General features: G+C 29.3%; 23 protein-coding genes and 2 pseudogenes. 8 read left to right on the forward strand and 17 right to left on the reverse strand.

Annotated features, from left to right (window positions below; all coding sequences use genetic code 11):
* The first annotated feature begins 28 nt into the window (after nt 1-28).
* The 8 genes and pseudogenes from murQ to OIU80_RS06395 all read left to right on the forward strand — a co-directional run bounded on the left by murQ (nt 29) and on the right by OIU80_RS06395 (nt 4,135).
* Nucleotides 29-841: an N-acetylmuramic acid 6-phosphate etherase gene (gene murQ / locus OIU80_RS06360; protein ID WP_264286206.1), complete on the forward strand. Its 813-nt coding sequence runs from the start codon at nt 29-31 to the stop codon at nt 839-841.
* Nucleotides 842-888: 47 nt separating this feature from the next.
* A complete protein-coding gene (locus OIU80_RS06365) occupies nt 889-1,110 on the forward strand; it encodes a DUF6095 family protein (protein ID WP_129537816.1) in 222 nt (73 codons plus the stop codon).
* A gap of 27 nt (nt 1,111-1,137) precedes the next feature.
* Nucleotides 1,138-1,314, forward strand: coding sequence for a hypothetical protein (locus OIU80_RS06370; RefSeq protein WP_264286207.1), 177 nt, complete (start codon nt 1,138-1,140; stop codon nt 1,312-1,314).
* Nucleotides 1,315-1,557: 243 nt separating this feature from the next.
* Nucleotides 1,558-1,668, forward strand: a pseudogene (locus OIU80_RS20895) (type II toxin-antitoxin system RelE/ParE family toxin); the annotation flags it as partial.
* Nucleotides 1,656-2,228 (forward strand): pentapeptide repeat-containing protein, encoded by a 573-nt coding sequence (locus OIU80_RS06380; protein WP_264286208.1) that lies wholly within the window; start codon nt 1,656-1,658, stop codon nt 2,226-2,228. The pseudogene OIU80_RS20895 and the gene OIU80_RS06380, both read left to right, overlap by 13 nt.
* 2 nt (nt 2,229-2,230) lie before the next feature.
* Nucleotides 2,231-2,806, forward strand: coding sequence for a DUF1572 domain-containing protein (locus tag OIU80_RS06385; RefSeq protein WP_264286209.1), 576 nt, complete (start codon nt 2,231-2,233; stop codon nt 2,804-2,806).
* Between the two features lie 139 nt (nt 2,807-2,945).
* A complete protein-coding gene (locus OIU80_RS06390; protein WP_264286210.1) occupies nt 2,946-3,317 on the forward strand; it encodes a DNA topoisomerase IV in 372 nt (123 codons plus the stop codon).
* A 41-nt stretch (nt 3,318-3,358) separates the two neighbouring features.
* Complete coding sequence (locus OIU80_RS06395) at nt 3,359-4,135, forward strand: TerC family protein (protein WP_264286211.1); 777 nt, start codon at nt 3,359-3,361, stop codon at nt 4,133-4,135.
* 171 nt (nt 4,136-4,306) lie between these two features.
* Here the strand turns inward: OIU80_RS06395 and OIU80_RS06400 are convergent, their stop codons facing one another.
* The 17 genes and pseudogenes from OIU80_RS06400 to OIU80_RS06480 all read right to left on the reverse strand — a co-directional run.
* Nucleotides 4,307-4,846 carry a hypothetical protein gene (locus OIU80_RS06400; protein WP_264286212.1) on the reverse strand — a complete coding sequence of 180 codons (540 nt, stop codon included), beginning with the start codon at nt 4,844-4,846 and terminating at the stop codon, nt 4,307-4,309.
* Nucleotides 4,847-4,855: 9 nt separating this feature from the next.
* A complete protein-coding gene (locus OIU80_RS20860) occupies nt 4,856-5,242 on the reverse strand; it encodes an RHS repeat domain-containing protein (RefSeq protein WP_319004957.1) in 387 nt (128 codons plus the stop codon).
* 30 nt (nt 5,243-5,272) lie between these two features.
* Nucleotides 5,273-5,623: pseudogene (locus tag OIU80_RS06410) on the reverse strand (immunity 51 family protein).
* Nucleotides 5,624-5,773: 150 nt separating this feature from the next.
* Complete coding sequence (locus tag OIU80_RS06415; RefSeq protein ID WP_264286213.1) at nt 5,774-6,115, reverse strand: hypothetical protein; 342 nt, start codon at nt 6,113-6,115, stop codon at nt 5,774-5,776.
* Between the two features lie 91 nt (nt 6,116-6,206).
* Nucleotides 6,207-7,061 (reverse strand): hypothetical protein, encoded by an 855-nt coding sequence (locus tag OIU80_RS06420; protein ID WP_264286214.1) that lies wholly within the window; start codon nt 7,059-7,061, stop codon nt 6,207-6,209.
* A gap of 16 nt (nt 7,062-7,077) precedes the next feature.
* A complete protein-coding gene (locus tag OIU80_RS20865; RefSeq protein WP_319004958.1) occupies nt 7,078-7,959 on the reverse strand; it encodes an RHS repeat domain-containing protein in 882 nt (293 codons plus the stop codon).
* Nucleotides 7,960-8,296: 337 nt separating this feature from the next.
* Complete coding sequence (locus OIU80_RS06430) at nt 8,297-8,638, reverse strand: hypothetical protein (RefSeq protein WP_264286215.1); 342 nt, start codon at nt 8,636-8,638, stop codon at nt 8,297-8,299.
* A gap of 9 nt (nt 8,639-8,647) precedes the next feature.
* The gene (locus tag OIU80_RS06435; protein WP_264286216.1) at nt 8,648-9,430 is read right to left on the reverse strand and encodes an RHS repeat domain-containing protein; all 783 of its coding nucleotides are present in this window, start codon (nt 9,428-9,430) and stop codon (nt 8,648-8,650) included.
* A gap of 472 nt (nt 9,431-9,902) precedes the next feature.
* The gene (locus OIU80_RS06440) at nt 9,903-10,499 is read right to left on the reverse strand and encodes a hypothetical protein (protein ID WP_264286217.1); all 597 of its coding nucleotides are present in this window, start codon (nt 10,497-10,499) and stop codon (nt 9,903-9,905) included.
* 5 nt (nt 10,500-10,504) lie between these two features.
* Nucleotides 10,505-11,002 (reverse strand): RHS repeat domain-containing protein, encoded by a 498-nt coding sequence (locus OIU80_RS06445; RefSeq protein WP_264286218.1) that lies wholly within the window; start codon nt 11,000-11,002, stop codon nt 10,505-10,507.
* Nucleotides 11,003-11,291: 289 nt separating this feature from the next.
* The gene (locus OIU80_RS06450; protein WP_264286219.1) at nt 11,292-11,768 is read right to left on the reverse strand and encodes a hypothetical protein; all 477 of its coding nucleotides are present in this window, start codon (nt 11,766-11,768) and stop codon (nt 11,292-11,294) included.
* Nucleotides 11,769-11,783: 15 nt separating this feature from the next.
* Nucleotides 11,784-12,428 (reverse strand): RHS repeat-associated core domain-containing protein, encoded by a 645-nt coding sequence (locus tag OIU80_RS06455; protein ID WP_319004959.1) that lies wholly within the window; start codon nt 12,426-12,428, stop codon nt 11,784-11,786.
* A 106-nt stretch (nt 12,429-12,534) separates the two neighbouring features.
* A complete protein-coding gene (locus OIU80_RS06460) occupies nt 12,535-13,122 on the reverse strand; it encodes a hypothetical protein (RefSeq protein WP_264286220.1) in 588 nt (195 codons plus the stop codon).
* Nucleotides 13,123-13,129: 7 nt separating this feature from the next.
* Nucleotides 13,130-13,606, reverse strand: a complete 477-nt coding sequence (locus tag OIU80_RS06465) for a hypothetical protein (RefSeq protein WP_264286221.1) — start codon at nt 13,604-13,606, stop codon at nt 13,130-13,132.
* Nucleotides 13,607-13,699: 93 nt separating this feature from the next.
* Nucleotides 13,700-14,251: a DUF6939 family protein gene (locus OIU80_RS06470; protein ID WP_264286222.1), complete on the reverse strand. Its 552-nt coding sequence runs from the start codon at nt 14,249-14,251 to the stop codon at nt 13,700-13,702.
* A complete protein-coding gene (locus OIU80_RS06475; RefSeq protein ID WP_264286223.1) occupies nt 14,244-14,555 on the reverse strand; it encodes a hypothetical protein in 312 nt (103 codons plus the stop codon). The genes OIU80_RS06470 and OIU80_RS06475 overlap by 8 nt, the downstream gene beginning before the upstream one ends.
* 14 nt (nt 14,556-14,569) lie before the next feature.
* Nucleotides 14,570-15,164, reverse strand: a 595-nt coding sequence (locus OIU80_RS06480; RefSeq protein WP_264286224.1) for an RHS repeat-associated core domain-containing protein, incomplete at its 5' end; no start/stop codon positions are given.

A 15,164-nucleotide genomic window follows, 5' to 3' on the forward strand; every position in this document is an offset into this window, starting at 1 on the left:
TTTGTAACTTAGAACCTCAAAAAATAAAATGACATTTACAAAAATTACAGAGCAGTCCTCAAAATACGAACATCTGGAAAAAATGTCTGTACATGACTTACTGACCAATATTAATCAGGAAGACAAAACAGTTCCTTTTGCAGTAGAAAAAGCAATTCCACAAATAGAAGCTTTAGTAGCTCAAATCGTAAACAAACTAAAACTGGGCGGACGCTTATTTTATATAGGAGCAGGAACATCTGGTCGTTTAGCGATTGTAGATGCTTCAGAATGTCCTCCTACATTTGGTGTTCCTTTCGATTTAGTCATCGGAATCATTGCAGGTGGAGACAAAGCCATTCGCCAAGCCGTAGAAAATGCCGAAGACGATGCTAGCCAAGCTTGGATCGATCTACAAGCACATAATATAACCAAAAATGATGTTGTGATAGGTATTGCAGCCTCAGGAACCACACCTTATGTAATCGGAGGTTTAGAACGTTGCAATGAAAATAACATTATTACGGGATGCATAACATGTAATGCCGAAAGTCCGCTTTCGCAAACTGCACAATTCCCAATAGAAGTAGTTGTAGGTCCTGAATTTGTTACAGGAAGCTCCAGAATGAAAGCTGGAACTGCGCAAAAATTGGTACTTAATATGATTTCGACAGCAACCATGATACAACTCGGAAAAGTAAAAGGAAACAAAATGGTTGATATGCAATTAAGCAATAGCAAATTAGTTGACCGCGGTGTTAAAATGATTATGGGTGAAATTCCAGTTTCATACGAACAAGCATCGGAACTATTACATACGTATGGTAGTGTACGAAAAGCGATTGAGAACTATAATATCTAAAAAGTGACATGTATTCTGTAAAAACATGAAACTGAAAATTAAAAAATATGGGAACAAACAAAGAGTTAATAGGAAAAGGAATTAAATATTTATCGGGTTCTTTACCCCTATTATTTATTGGCCCTTCAGTAATATACAATGCGTTTATGAACAAGCAAAACGTTTGGCATTACTTGGTTCTTGCTATTGGCATCATTGCTTGTTTGGCCGGAATGTATTTAATCTTTTATGGTCTAAAAACAATTATGAGAGGTCTGTTTAACGACTAATTTGTATCTTTACTAAAATACTTAATTATGGATATTCAAGCCGAAATAAATTGGATTCATCAAGAAATTGATAAAGTAAAAGATCCAACTTTTGTTGAAAAACTAAAAAGTCTTTTACAATCTATCAATAATCCAACTGTTGATTCTGATGTAGTCTATAACATAGACATAGAAAATGCTTTAGAAGATATAAAAACAAGGTGACTTTTATTCTGAAAATGAAGCCAAGGAAATAGCAAAGAAATGGGGGCGAAAATAATTTGGTCCAACAACGCTTTAAAACAATTAGAAAATATTCATTTTTATATTTTTTTCGAAAGCAAATCAATCGATCTTGCTGATAAAGTAATAAATACTATTTTCGAAAGTGCTGAAATACTAAAAATGCAACCTGAAATTTTCTAACTCGACAAACAAAAAACCAATAACGATGGTAGTTTTAGAGTTTATAGCATTTATGATTATAGTATTTCATACCGAATCAACAATCACACAATCCAAATTCTTCGGGTAAGACATAATGCTCGAAAATCCAAAAAACATTCATGGAAAGTCTAATTCATATTCAAAAAACATTCGATAAGGTTATCTATATTGATAAGAAAATAAACAATCGCGAATTTGAAGATTGTGTATTTAAAAATTGTGATTTCTCAAACAGTAATTTTGCCTACAATACTTTTTTAGATTGTGAATTTATCGATTGTAATTTGTCGATGACCAGTTTAAAAGGAACAAGTTTAAAAAACGTAACCTTTAAGAACTGCAAACTCCTCGGAATTGCATTTAATGAATGTGAAGATTTTCTGTTTCAGGTATATTTTGAAGAATCTGCTTTAGACTATGCTTCATTTTCAAATAAAAAAATGCCTAAAACAAAATTTGTAAATTGTTCGATGAAAGAAACTACTTTTATTGGCACTAACTTAACTAGTTCTGTTTTTGATAACTGCAATCTGGAAGGGGCAATTTTTAACGAAACACAATTGGCGAGTGTTAATTTTAAAACTGCCTATAATTTTAAAATTGACCCAGAGTTTAATCCCATGAAAAAAGCACAATTCTCAACAGAAGGTGTTTTAGGGCTTTTGGATAAATATGACATTAAAATTGTATAATTATGAATGCATCCGAATCGTATTTAGAAAGTATAAAAAAACAGTTTTTATATTATAAAACTTTAGGTGAAAAAGCCATCGCGCAACTTGAACCCGAACAGCTTTTTGTTACTGTAAATGAAGATACAAATAGTATTGCTACTATAGTAAAACACATCTCAGGTAACATGCTTTCGCGTTGGACAGATTTTCTTACAACCGATGGCGAAAAAGAATGGCGCAATCGGGATGACGAATTTGAAAATGACATACAATCTAAAGATGAAGTAATAACTGCTTGGGAAAAAGGCTGGAAATGCCTTTTTGATGCTTTAAACAGCTTACAACCCAACCAACTTTCAGACATTATATATATTAGAAATGAAGGTCATACTGTTATTGAAGCCATCAATAGACAATTAGCACATTATCCTTATCATGTGGGGCAAATTGTATTTTATGCCAAACAATTAAAAAATAGTAGCTGGCAAAGTCTATCAATTCCAAGAAAAGAATCTAATAGCTATAATGCTGTAAAATTTGCACAAGAAAAAGAAATTAAGAACTTTACAGACGAAGAACTTAAGAAATTAAAATAAATATACTCCATTCCTTTAAGTATGCCATGAATAGCCCTGATTGAAGCGAAAATCCTTTTTATTTTTTTCTTTAAAAAATAAAAATATTGTAGCGCAAAGCAGGAAAAAGCTCCAAAAAAAATTAAATAAATCATTTATCATGAAAAAATTACTATTACTCCCTTTACTACTTATTGTTGCCTCTTGTTACAATGCCGAACACAATTGCAAGGATTTTAAAACCGGAAAATTTAAGTTTGAATTCGAAGTTGATGGAGTAAAAAAAACAACCATTTTTGAAAGAAAAGATGATATTGAAATAGAAACTTTTGAAGGTAAAACCGATACTGCAACTATTCGTTGGGTAAGCGATTGCGAATATGTTCTACAAAAGAAACATCCTAAAAATAAAGCCGAAGAGAAAGCAATTGGAATGAAAATTTTAAGTACAACCAAAAATTCTTATACCTTTGAGTTCGGAATGATTGGTTCTAACCAAAAACAACGTGGAACTGTTGTTCGAATAGATTAACTTTTATCCTTAAATTACGCCTTAATTAATACCTTTTTTAAATGGAAATATTTTTAAATCCAGATGCATGGATTGCCTTATTGACACTGACCTTTCTTGAAATTATTTTAGGAATCGACAATATCATTTTTATATCAATAGTAACAGGAAAACTACCTCCCGAAGAGCGTAAAAAAGCGACTCGAATTGGTTTGTTTTTGGCTATGTTCATGCGTATTGCTCTATTAATGGGTATTTCGTATTTAATAGCAATGAAAGCAACTGTTTTTAGCATCAATTGGGGTTGGCTAAATGCCGATTTTACAGGACAAGCTTTGATATTATTAGGCGGTGGATTATTCTTGATTTATAAAAGTACCAAAGAAATAAGTGAAAAAGTAGATCATAAAGGCGAAGAAGAGCAAACACTAAAAGGGGTTGCAAAAAAATCTTTTTCGAATGTAATTGTACAAATTTTACTAATCGATTTAATATTTTCTGTAGATTCAATCCTGACTGCTGTAGGAATGACAAATGGTGTTACAGGTGCTTTAACGATTATGATTACAGCCGTTATTATTTCGGTAATGGTAATGATGTTGTTTGCTGTTCCTGTTGGAAATTTTGTAAATGCAAACCCTTCTATACAAATTTTAGGATTAGCCTTTTTAATCTTAATTGGATTTATGCTAATCACCGAAAGTATGCACCTATCTAATGCATCTCTAGTTGGAGAACATATTGGCGCAGTACCAAAAGGATATTTATATTTTGCCATATCATTTTCATTGGCTGTAGAGTTTATCAATATGAAAATGAGAAAACGATCAAAATCATAACATCAGATTTTTATAATCAAAAAGCGCTAAGGTAATCTTAGCGCTTTTTTTAGTTTTTTAACTATTTTGGAAAAAATATTTCTCCTTAGAATCCGAGTATTGCTACCCAAATAGTACTAATTCGATTTTACTCTTCCAGCAGGAAAATATTAAAGTATTGTTGATTTTGAATTATCGATAGATATTTCTATTTTCAAAAGTATAATTTCTAACATTACTATTTAAATCTTCTAACAGTCTCATTTGTGAATTAGTTTCATTTAAATAAATTTCATTTTCATTTTCTTTAGAAATTAAAATCCCATCTATTTCTACATCAATTACATTTATAGGATTTTCATATGCATTATAAATTAATTTTAAATTCTCTTTAAAATTTAATAAGATACTTTCTAAACCAACAATCATTTCTTGAATAGCTTTTTCTTCAATATCAAATTCATCTAAATTTTCAAAATCGTCATTATCTAAATTTATAATACTATTTACAGTTTCATCATTCAATATATCATCAAAATTATTATTTATTTTATCATTATAATCCCATAATAATTTATAGCTCTTTTCAATATCAGCATAAAAAGAATAGTTTTTATTTTTTATCTTCTCAAATACATAATTCAAACACCACAAATCCCAAAACAAAAGATTCTCTTGATTCAATAATGACACTTTTTCTTTTACAAATAATATATATTCTTGATGTTTCATTTTAAATTATTAATTACACCCAAAATTGGTTTTTACAATTATTACACATTTCATTTTTCTGTTTAGATATCCAAATAATACATTATGAGCGTCTTGAGCAACTTTTGATAATTGTTCACTAAAAGCAACAGGATTTAATCCAAATATATCAACATAATAATTACTATCATGCACATAAAGAACACTCCCTCCTAATAACCCTATCGGATCTTGACTCAAATACATTGCTGTATTAGGACTATAATACCTAAACCTATTATAATATAATCCCGTTTCTACATCTTCATATTGCCCCAACTGTCTAAAAGGAATAAAACTTCTATCTCCTTTTAAGCTTCGTAAACAACCATAAATATCATAATCAATAAAAAAGACTGCTTGATAATTACTTTTCAAGCAGTCTTTTAATCATTATTATTTTAGTTATTAATCTAATTCTGCTCTTGAAAACAAATCCTGTATTAAAGTTTCATTTTCACAGGCTTGTTTAAACGAGATAATAAATGATTTTAATGCATCACTATCCGAAGAATAGGCACAAAACATACTACCTTAAGGATCAAATTTCACTATATTGATAAGTTCAGGCTTTTGTACCTCTAAAAATATTTGTGCTAAAGAAGCCCAATCGTATCCATTTCCCTCAAATCCTTCATCTTCTCTAGTTTCGAAAATTTCTGTCTTGTAATCTCCTACGTTTAAACACACCGAAACACTTTTTTCATACTCGACCCAAAAAAAAGGCTCAATTGATTCTTCAAAATTATTAATATCCATATTGTTCTAATTTTAAAAAAAACTCATCATTATTGACTTTTATACATCTAGGTATAATATAAATTTTTCATTACTCTTAAAATTTAAAAATCATTAAATAATTTAATGTCTTTTTCAATTATTTAATGAATCATATCACCACACAATAAATTAAATTTTTTCTAGTTCATAAAATAATGCATCTGCTGATTCTTTTATACCATCTCGAAATTTTGCAGGTATTTTTTTACCACATCTTTCAAACCAATCATAAAAGGTTCCTTTTATTTGACTTCTGTTTAATTTTGCTACTCTTCTATTTGCCATTTCAGGATATTTTTTACTTAAATACACAAAAACATCTAAGTGCACCAATAAAGCTTGGCAAGCTTCCTCTGATGTTCTAAGCCACTCTTCAGCTTCTTGAATTTGTTGTATTGCTAAATTAAAATAACGAGCTGGTTCTAAATCAGCCATTTGATTCCCTTCTGGTTCTACACTGTAAATTTTCATTTATTATATTTTTCAATGACATTTCAATTTCAATTCCTTTACTTTGAGAATCTAATTAACTGACAAAAACTGTTCAGAAAGACAGTTTTTGTTATTTTTTATCTTTAATAAGACTATTTATTTCTACCTCTTTATGGGTGTAATGTTTCTTATTAGGGTAAAATAAAACCTCTTGTATAGATGGAAATTGTAAGATACTTTCAACATTACCATCTTTTAAATCTTGAAACCCAAAAAATTTAAGAGAATTCATAGGCTTAAAAATATCAATAGAGTTGAGTTTATCAATATAAAAATTTGTTATTGTTAAGTTATGTTTTAATATGTTTAAATCAGTAATTTTTGTGCACGAAATAATTTTTAACTTTTCAATTTTTAATTTATTTATACACTCAATAGATTGTAAACTTTTATTTGAAGAAAGTTCTATCACCTGTAGTGATTTTATTTTTTCTAAACCGTCTAAATTTTTAATTTTTGAATTAGCAATTATAATCTCATTAATATTTTCTGGAAAATTAAAGATTGATAAGTCTTTAACCTCATCTCTTAAGTATAATGATTTTAATTTTAATAGTTTAGACAAATCAAGAAATTTAGAAGGAAAAGCTAAAGTTAACTGCTCTAAATTATTCAATGTAGATAAATCAAAAAACTTAAAATTTTTTGGTAGCCAAAGCTGTTTTAGTTCTTTCATCTTTTCTAAGACCTCTACATCGTAATTTTCTGCAAACCCTTCTTCAAAAGATATATGGATACATTTAGAAGATATTTTTTCTATTGAACCAATATCAAGTTTACTAATATTAGTATTATTTAGAGGTCTTCTTAGAAAAATACCATCACAATCATTTTTAATAGCCTCCTCAATGCCTAATTCAAACTCATTAGTAAAAATTGTAATAACTTTTTTTGCATGGGGTTTTTTTTCTTCAATTCTAAACATAGTATATTTTAATAATTTATTTACATTTAATTTTTCCAGTACTTACAGCAAGCTTAGCTTCTAAATCATCTGCTTTTTTTACAATATCAGCATATCCTGCAGGATCGTTGAGCTTCATTTCTTCTAATGGTTTAACACCTGGTTGATTGATTCTATTTAACCCATTAGGATCAGCTACAGCACCTTTACGATTAATCAATTCTTGTTCTACTAGAAACCCTGTTTTATCATCTCCCCAATCCATATGAGCTCCTTGAACGATCTTTCCTTTTGTAGGGTCCAATGCCTTCACTTCCCTAGTTCGAATATCTTGTGAAGCACCAGACCTATCTATGGGGCCTTTTCCAATATAATAATGTCCTGAGTCAAAAACAAATATATAAGTTCCAGTCAGTCCAAAAAGATCTACCCACCAATTTGTATCAGAAACAAAATTATATAGCTGAAAACCACCCTTTAATCTAATTGGGTCTTGACTCAAATAAACCCCAGCATCAGGGGAGTAATAACGATATCTATTATAATAAAGCTCTGTCTCTACATCCTCATATTGACCAAGCTGCCTAAAAGGAATAAAACTTCTATCTCCTTTTAAATCTTTTAGCCCTCCGTAAATATCATAATCGGTTTCCCAGACTAATTCTCCAACTTCGCTGTAAACTTGTACTGGGCGACCAATATAATCATTGACTATAGAAAACTTCTCTTTAGCAATTATTTTCGCTGTTGGAACAAAAGAACCTTCTTCATACACCCAAGTAATTAAATTCTCAATTGGTTCGGGTTTGTCGTAAACCAAATTATCTTCGTCAACAACAATTAATTTTGGTCTTTCGTCTAATGGATATTTCCATTCATGAACAAGAACGTTACCGTAACTACACAATTCATGTTTCACACAGACATTACTTTTAAATTCAAACCTACACGTTTTCTGCTCTCGCGGGTAAACCGTTGCAAAAATTAACAGGAATAATAAAAGTATTTTTTTATAGTGCATTTTTCAAAAATAGGCTTTTCCTTTCAATTGAAAAAAAAACGTTCTGAAAAAATCTTTTCAAAAAAAAATAGCCACACCGAATGTAACTAAGTGAACAACCGGAGTGAGACCGCTTTATTGCGCTTCAATTGGGTTTTTATGTTTCCTTGTATTCTCTATATTGAAGCTCTTTTATAAAACAACAAAACCCGCTAATTTAGCGGATTTTGTTGTTTCAGAAATAAACAGGTAAACATTACCCTCTATTTTTATTTTTCCCATTTTCTAATCGTACTTTCAGAGTTTCTTTCCATTCAGTACTTGGACATTTTTCAATAAGGCTTTCATATTTTTCAATTTCAATTACTTTAAATAATGATTCAATCAATTGTAGTAATGTCCATTGCAAATCATAAAATGCATTTTCTGGAAATAATTTAATTAATATTTCTCCTTCATCCAATGATATGGGTTTTTCTATCGATTCTAATAATTCATCATACTGCTCTATTATATTATCAATAGATGGGTCATCATTTAAACCTTCATTAGGCATTCTACCCATTTTTTGCAATTCTTTTATTTCATCTCTAATCATGATATATACTTATTTACAAGCGATTTTTATTTTTCTAAGGGTTAATTCTCCTTTTTTAATCATACCCTTATTCTCATACTCTTTTATAATTTCTTTAATTGAATCATCATATTTTGCTCCTCCAATTTGTCTTAAATCAACTAAGTCATCTTTTAATACATCTTTAAATGCTCTATTACTATCAGCTTGCGCTGTAACTCTTCCTTTAGATTTATAAGTTCTTGTTTGTGCGTGTTCAGATTTTGGCATTACTACAGCAATTCCATCTTTTCTGGGCAAATGACCTAATTTGTCTTGAGGAATATGATGTAATTCTAAATCATCACCAACATCACTAGCATTAACCAAGTCACTGTATGCTCCCACTTGACCTGGTGTTACAGTTAAACCAAATATATCAACTTGGCTATTTGAGTCCAAAACATAAGAATATAATTTACTTCCTCCAAAAAGTCTTAATGGGTCTTGACTCAAGTAAAGTCCACTGTCAGGAGAGTAATAGCGATGTCTGTTGAAATATAAACCAGTCTCTACATCTTCATACTGCCCTAATTGTCTAAAAGGCATAAAACTTCTATCGCCTTTTAAATCTTTTAGCCCTCCGTAAATATCATAATCTGTTTCCCAGACTAATTCTCCAACTTCGCTGTAAACTTGTACTGGGCGACCAATATAATCATTGACTATAGAAAACTTCTCTTTAGCAATTATTTTCGCTGTTGGAACAAAAGAACCTTCTTCATACACCCAAGTAATTAAATTCTCAATTGGCTCGGGTTTGTCGTAAACCAAATTATCTTCGTCAACAACAATTAATTTTGGTCTGTCTTTTAATAGATATTTCCTTATCTACACAAGATAAATACAGTTTATACTATACTTTTTTAAAATCACTTACTATCTTTCAAAGAACTTCTTACAGCGTAATTTCAAAAATAAGCTATTTTTCTTTCAAAAAAAAAACAAAAAAAGTAGCCACACCGAACGTAAGATAGCGACGAATGGAACTAAGAGAACGACTGGAGTGAGACCGCTTTATTGCCCTCCAATTAGGTTTTAGTTCTGTGCATTCTTCAATATTGTTTGCATTAAAATTTTCATAATACAGCAAAACCCACTAAATTAGCGGGTTTCGTCGTTTTATCCTCTTTAAGCTCACAAGCTGGAAGCTTGTGTAAAACGAGTATATTTTCAGTACATTACGCTATCAAAGTAGTATTCCCAATTTCAAAACTTGTAACATTCTCTTCTTTTAATTTAGAAATTAAAGAATTTGAAAAAAAACACCTTGCCCTTGTAGATTTATAATATCACTTTTAAAATTATTGTCCGTCAATTCAATACTTAATGTTTTAACCAAAGCTCCTGATATTTTTTTATATTCTTCATGTGAAAGATTATTAAATTCTGTTTTATTTATCAAATGATAAAATTTACTTTTTGAAAAATTTATAAAATTATCAGTTATTATTGGGAAGCCAATTGTATAATAATTAGTGTTAAATCCATCTATTTTTGATGGAATCTTTATATAATCAGATATTGTAAATTGTTTGAATATATCAATAACTTTTTGAGATACTATAAAATTCAATCCCATTTCATTTGGTGAAAAGCGTACAAAATCTGTTTCTTTAGCTTTCTTTAAAGGGAAATATTTTAATTCTGTGATTTTTGTTAAATTAATATTTTGAAAATTATCAAATATGAAAGAGATAAATTTTCCATTAAAGAAATTTTCAAAATATTGTTTTTCTTCTTTATTTATAAAAGATTTTTTATCAATAAGTTCGACTTGATAAACGCCATTATTCACACCTATTATAGATGGTTCAGAAGATGGGGAAATTATTTTATACATATTTTTTATGGTACTAAATTAGAGAAAAATTCATTTAATGTTTTTCCTGATTTTTCAGCCTGTCCTATTAAGTCTCTTAAGTCATTTTGAAGTTTGGAAACGTTATCTAAATTTAAGCCTTCTGTTGAGTTTTTTAATGTATTAAGTTCTTCTTCAACAAATTCATTATACTTAGGGTAATTTCCATGAAAAGGCGTATCCAAAGGAATTAAATTGTTTCTGTTTTTAGCTAATCTATGGTTAACGGCTTGAGAATAGTCTTTTATTTTCTTTAAATCTTTTCTAAATTGTTTGTAAACTGCTTGCGGTATAAGATGATGTATTTGACAATCTAGTCCAAATAAATCAATTTCGAAATTCGAATTGAATACGTAGGCATAAAAGTTTGGATTATTTCCTTCAACTGCAATCGGATCCTGACTCAGATACAAACCAGTCTCAGCATTATAATATCTGAATCTATTATAATAAAGCCCTGTTTCAGTATCTTCATACTGCCCCAACTGTCTAAAAGGAATAAAACTCCTATCTCCTTTTAAATCTTTTAACCCTTCATAAATATCATAATCGGTTTCCCAAACGAGTTCTCCTCTTTCTGAATAAACCTGTATTGGTCTACCAATATAATCGTTAATTATAGAAAAAATTTCAAAGAACTATTTACTAAACAAAACCCGCTAATTTAGCGGGTTTTTGTTGTTTTATATTTTTTTAGCCTTCATATTTATAATAGCTTCTGACTACAAGATGATTAAAACAATAAAAAAACTAAACACAACATTTAATATTAACTTAATTCAAATCTTTTTTTGCATACTTAGAAAAGACTTCATCATCTAATAATGAATTTAATATTTTTGTTTTCTCTGCTTGGTCTTTAATTTTTAGAATAGCAGAATATGCATTGTGTTTTATATCAATATCTTCCTCTTTAGACAATACAATTTTTTCAATATAATTTTTAATTTCAATACTATTATTAATTAAATTCCTTGAAGCAATAAATGCATAATTTTTCACATCATAATCATTTTCATTTTTTAGTAAATTGATAACTACATCACATAATCTATCTAATATTATTTCAGGAATATTAGCTATCTCTATAACTTTAAAAGCCTCAATTCTAGCTAAATCATATTCATTTTCGTCTTGTATCACTTCTAAAATCAAATCCCATTTATCTTCATAATCATTAAAATTAAGACTATTTATTAATTCAACTTTCTCATCATCATCTTGCGATTTATATATTTCTTTTATTTTCATAATTTTTAATTTTATTTAAAATACATCTAGTTTCCATTTAATTTTTGTTACATCATCTGCCATTTCGGAAATTTCTCTTGAAATTCTATCAGCTTGACCACCTAGAATAGAATTCTCTCTAGATCCTCCAGGTATTTTTGACACATCTTTAGGTAACCCTCCTGTTTTCATATCTGGAGTATGTGCCCAAATTTTTCCTTGACCAGCAGAACCTAAAGATTTAGTATATGCTCTACCTTCTTTTTCTAAATCAGGTCCATAGTTCGCTACTCTATCTTTTAAAGCTTGAAGTCCCTCTTCTTTGATAACTTTATTCATGGCTTTTATTTGCTCTCTAATTTGCCTTTTTAATTCTTTTAAATCAGTTGTCTTCCCTGGTTTTGTTTTATGTCTAAATGTCAACGTACATTCTGCTAATCCAAATGGATCCACCCAACTATTACTATCATGAACATATGCATAAAAAGCATTTCCTCCAGCCAGTCTAATAGGATCTTGACTAATATACATTCCCGCATCAGGGTTATAATAGCGAAAACGATTATAATAAAGCCTCGTTTCTATATCTTCATATTGCCCTAGCTGCCTAAACGGAATAAATGATTTATCACCTCTTAAATATTTTACCCCCCCCCCATCCCTTAAAAACAACAAAGACAACTAGAAAGTTGTCTTTGTTGTTTTTATAACATTTATTAAAACATTAAAAGCTAGAACTCTATACTTTCATTGCAAAAAGAAAAGCTTTTTTAGACTTCAACTTTTTTTAGTATTTTGATAAATTGAATAAATATTTATCATCTTCTCTAGGGTCTTTATAACCGTTAAATTCCTCTACTTTTTCAAAATCAAATGAATAACCATAATTTGCTTCTGGATATTCTAGCACATTTTTTCTTTTATACCCTATTATATTAACTAGGTACTTACCCTTTTCTAAATTGAATTTAAATGATTTAAATAGAGTAATTCCATCAAGCGTTTGATATGATATATTATCATTAGTCGAATTTGTAAATTGCTCAACATTTAGATTTAATAAATTCCCAAACGATCCAACCCAAAAAGTATCATTGCTTATGTCTAGATTAAAATTTTCATATTTAAATTGTTTTTCCCAATCTTTAACGAAATAATCATCATTTTTACTAATAATATATTTTGTCGATTCAATAGGTACAATAGGAATCCATACTCCTTCTTGTAACGATTTTAGATATAAATCGTGATTTTTTTGAAAAACTTCTAAGATTTTTTTGCTCTTAATCTTATTTTCCTTTAGAAAAATTAACAATTTCTCTACTGACATTACATATATACCATAATCGGTTATAGTTATTTTTTTTTCTAACATAATAATATCATTTACAAGGTATTTTTTTTGTATCAAATAATTCTTTCAACTTTGCTAACGCTTCTTTAGGCGTCATATTTTCATATAAAATATCATCTGTTCCAGGTATTTTCATATATCCCTTAGTATCAATATCCTTATACGCTTTTGCTCCTTTATCAAAAAAATCATCAGCTGTTCCTGTAAATTTGGAACCATGATAAGGTACTCCTTCATTTATAAGATTTGTATGCATTTGACCGTGCAAATCCGCAGTATTTGCTCCATCATTGGGGTACCAAGCAATTGAGTCTGTTTGGGCCAAATCAGTTATACCTAATTTATTTGCTACCGATCTAGGCATTATATGATGCCCCATTCCTGTATCTAATAAATCTGAATACCAGCCAAATTTATCAATTTCTATATTTGAGTTTTTTACATATCCATAAAGTACATTTCCTCCCAAAAGTCCAATCGAATCCTGAGATAAATACAACCCCATATCAGCATTATAATACCTAAATCTATATAATACAATCCTGTCTCTACATCTTCATACTGCCCAAGCTGTCAATCTCTATCCCTTTTAAATTCCTTACTCAGGATAATTATTTTCCAAAAACAATTTTATTAAATATGCATGAGAAATAGGCTTACTACTAAAAACATCTTCACTAATTTCATAATCAAGTAAAACTAAAGGCTTTAATTTTACAATTTTTCTTAATTCTTCAATCTCTACCTTTAATTTATTTTCAAGTATCCACTTGTATGTTGGTAAATAAATTTTTTTTTTGGATTGAAAATAGTCAATAATTTCTAAACTATAAATTCCTTTTCTATGTCCTTTTATTTTCCCATATTTTCTTATTGTTCTTTTGATATTTCTCATGTTTTCAATTTCAAATTTAGAAATATCAATATCATTATTTTCAAATACTTTCAATCCTTGCCAAATACCTTCAACACTTTTAGAAAATAAGTTATCTGAAAATGGTATAGGTATATCTTTATGAGGGTAAAAAGGACTAAACTTAATCCATGGATATTCACTTTTTGAAGTAACATCGATGATATAAGAATCAGGAAATAAACTTTTAATTGTTTCTATTTTCTTTCTTCTACTTTCAATAATAATCTCATTCATAGTCAAACAATTCATTAGCTAGTTCTGACAACTCAATGCCATAATCTTCGAACAATTCATGATCTTCCTTCGAATAACTTAGATTCGGCACAAAAAAATAATTACTAATATCAACAAAGGCAAGAGCAACTTTTTTAGGTACTTTATCAGTATTTTTGTAATAATCTGTCAAAAAGAGAATACTCTTTTTTAATTCCTCATATTGTATTTTATTAACCCCATTCATACTCCTAATAGATACAGGTATTGAATACTCACTTAACAAAGCATTGTATACGATTTCTATTGCTTCCTCCTTGTTCATCTTTTAAATTACATTTAATTACATATTATTTTTATTTTATCTGCAGGAACGTGCCCTTCAACTAATACTTCTTTAGATGAGACTGCAAAATTAGCAGAGAGTCCTTTAACTCCATTTGCATTTGCTTTCTCAAGAGTAGAAATGTCATATATATTTTTATTTCCTTTAATATCCTCAACAACATCATCAGTATCGAATGATACCATCGTTTGACCTGGCTGTTTCCATTTTTCTAAAGCTTGGGGATCTGTGCTTGTTGACATGAACTGAGAACCATTATTTCTTGATCCACTGGAAACGTGTCCATGAGTAGTCATATCTCTACCTGGCTTTTTTGCACTTAATCCATTCAACGGATCTTCATCAGCTCTTAATAATCTGAAGACTTCTAATAATCCAAAAATGTCTACCCAACCATTACTATCATGAACATAAGCATAAAATGCATGCCCTCCTTTTAACTTAATTGGGTCTTGACTTAAGTACAGTCCAGTTTCAGGAGAGTAATAGCGGTGTCTATTGTAATATAACCCTGTCTCTACATCTTCATATTGCCCCAACTGTCTAAAAGGAATAAAACTTCTATCTCCTTTTAAATCTTTTAGTCCA

Source organism: Flavobacterium frigoritolerans, assembly GCF_025847275.1.
Lineage (GTDB): Bacteria > Bacteroidota > Bacteroidia > Flavobacteriales > Flavobacteriaceae > Flavobacterium > Flavobacterium frigoritolerans.

Coding starts and splice junctions, on each gene's coding strand:
- murQ (WP_264286206.1), top strand. CDS start 29: ATGACATTTACAAAAATTACAGAGCAGTCCTCAAAATACGAACATCTG.
- OIU80_RS06365 (WP_129537816.1), top strand. CDS start 889: ATGGGAACAAACAAAGAGTTAATAGGAAAAGGAATTAAATATTTATCG.
- OIU80_RS06370 (WP_264286207.1), top strand. CDS start 1,138: ATGGATATTCAAGCCGAAATAAATTGGATTCATCAAGAAATTGATAAA.
- OIU80_RS06380 (WP_264286208.1), top strand. CDS start 1,656: ATGGAAAGTCTAATTCATATTCAAAAAACATTCGATAAGGTTATCTAT.
- OIU80_RS06385 (WP_264286209.1), top strand. CDS start 2,231: ATGAATGCATCCGAATCGTATTTAGAAAGTATAAAAAAACAGTTTTTA.
- OIU80_RS06390 (WP_264286210.1), top strand. CDS start 2,946: ATGAAAAAATTACTATTACTCCCTTTACTACTTATTGTTGCCTCTTGT.
- OIU80_RS06395 (WP_264286211.1), top strand. CDS start 3,359: ATGGAAATATTTTTAAATCCAGATGCATGGATTGCCTTATTGACACTG.
- OIU80_RS06400 (WP_264286212.1), bottom strand. CDS start 4,846: ATGAAACATCAAGAATATATATTATTTGTAAAAGAAAAAGTGTCATTA.
- OIU80_RS06415 (WP_264286213.1), bottom strand. CDS start 6,115: ATGAAAATTTACAGTGTAGAACCAGAAGGGAATCAAATGGCTGATTTA.
- OIU80_RS06420 (WP_264286214.1), bottom strand. CDS start 7,061: ATGTTTAGAATTGAAGAAAAAAAACCCCATGCAAAAAAAGTTATTACA.
- OIU80_RS06430 (WP_264286215.1), bottom strand. CDS start 8,638: ATGATTAGAGATGAAATAAAAGAATTGCAAAAAATGGGTAGAATGCCT.
- OIU80_RS06440 (WP_264286217.1), bottom strand. CDS start 10,499: ATGTATAAAATAATTTCCCCATCTTCTGAACCATCTATAATAGGTGTG.
- OIU80_RS06450 (WP_264286219.1), bottom strand. CDS start 11,768: ATGAAAATAAAAGAAATATATAAATCGCAAGATGATGATGAGAAAGTT.
- OIU80_RS06460 (WP_264286220.1), bottom strand. CDS start 13,122: ATGTTAGAAAAAAAAATAACTATAACCGATTATGGTATATATGTAATG.
- OIU80_RS06465 (WP_264286221.1), bottom strand. CDS start 13,606: ATGGGGTTGTATTTATCTCAGGATTCGATTGGACTTTTGGGAGGAAAT.
- OIU80_RS06470 (WP_264286222.1), bottom strand. CDS start 14,251: ATGAATGAGATTATTATTGAAAGTAGAAGAAAGAAAATAGAAACAATT.
- OIU80_RS06475 (WP_264286223.1), bottom strand. CDS start 14,555: ATGAACAAGGAGGAAGCAATAGAAATCGTATACAATGCTTTGTTAAGT.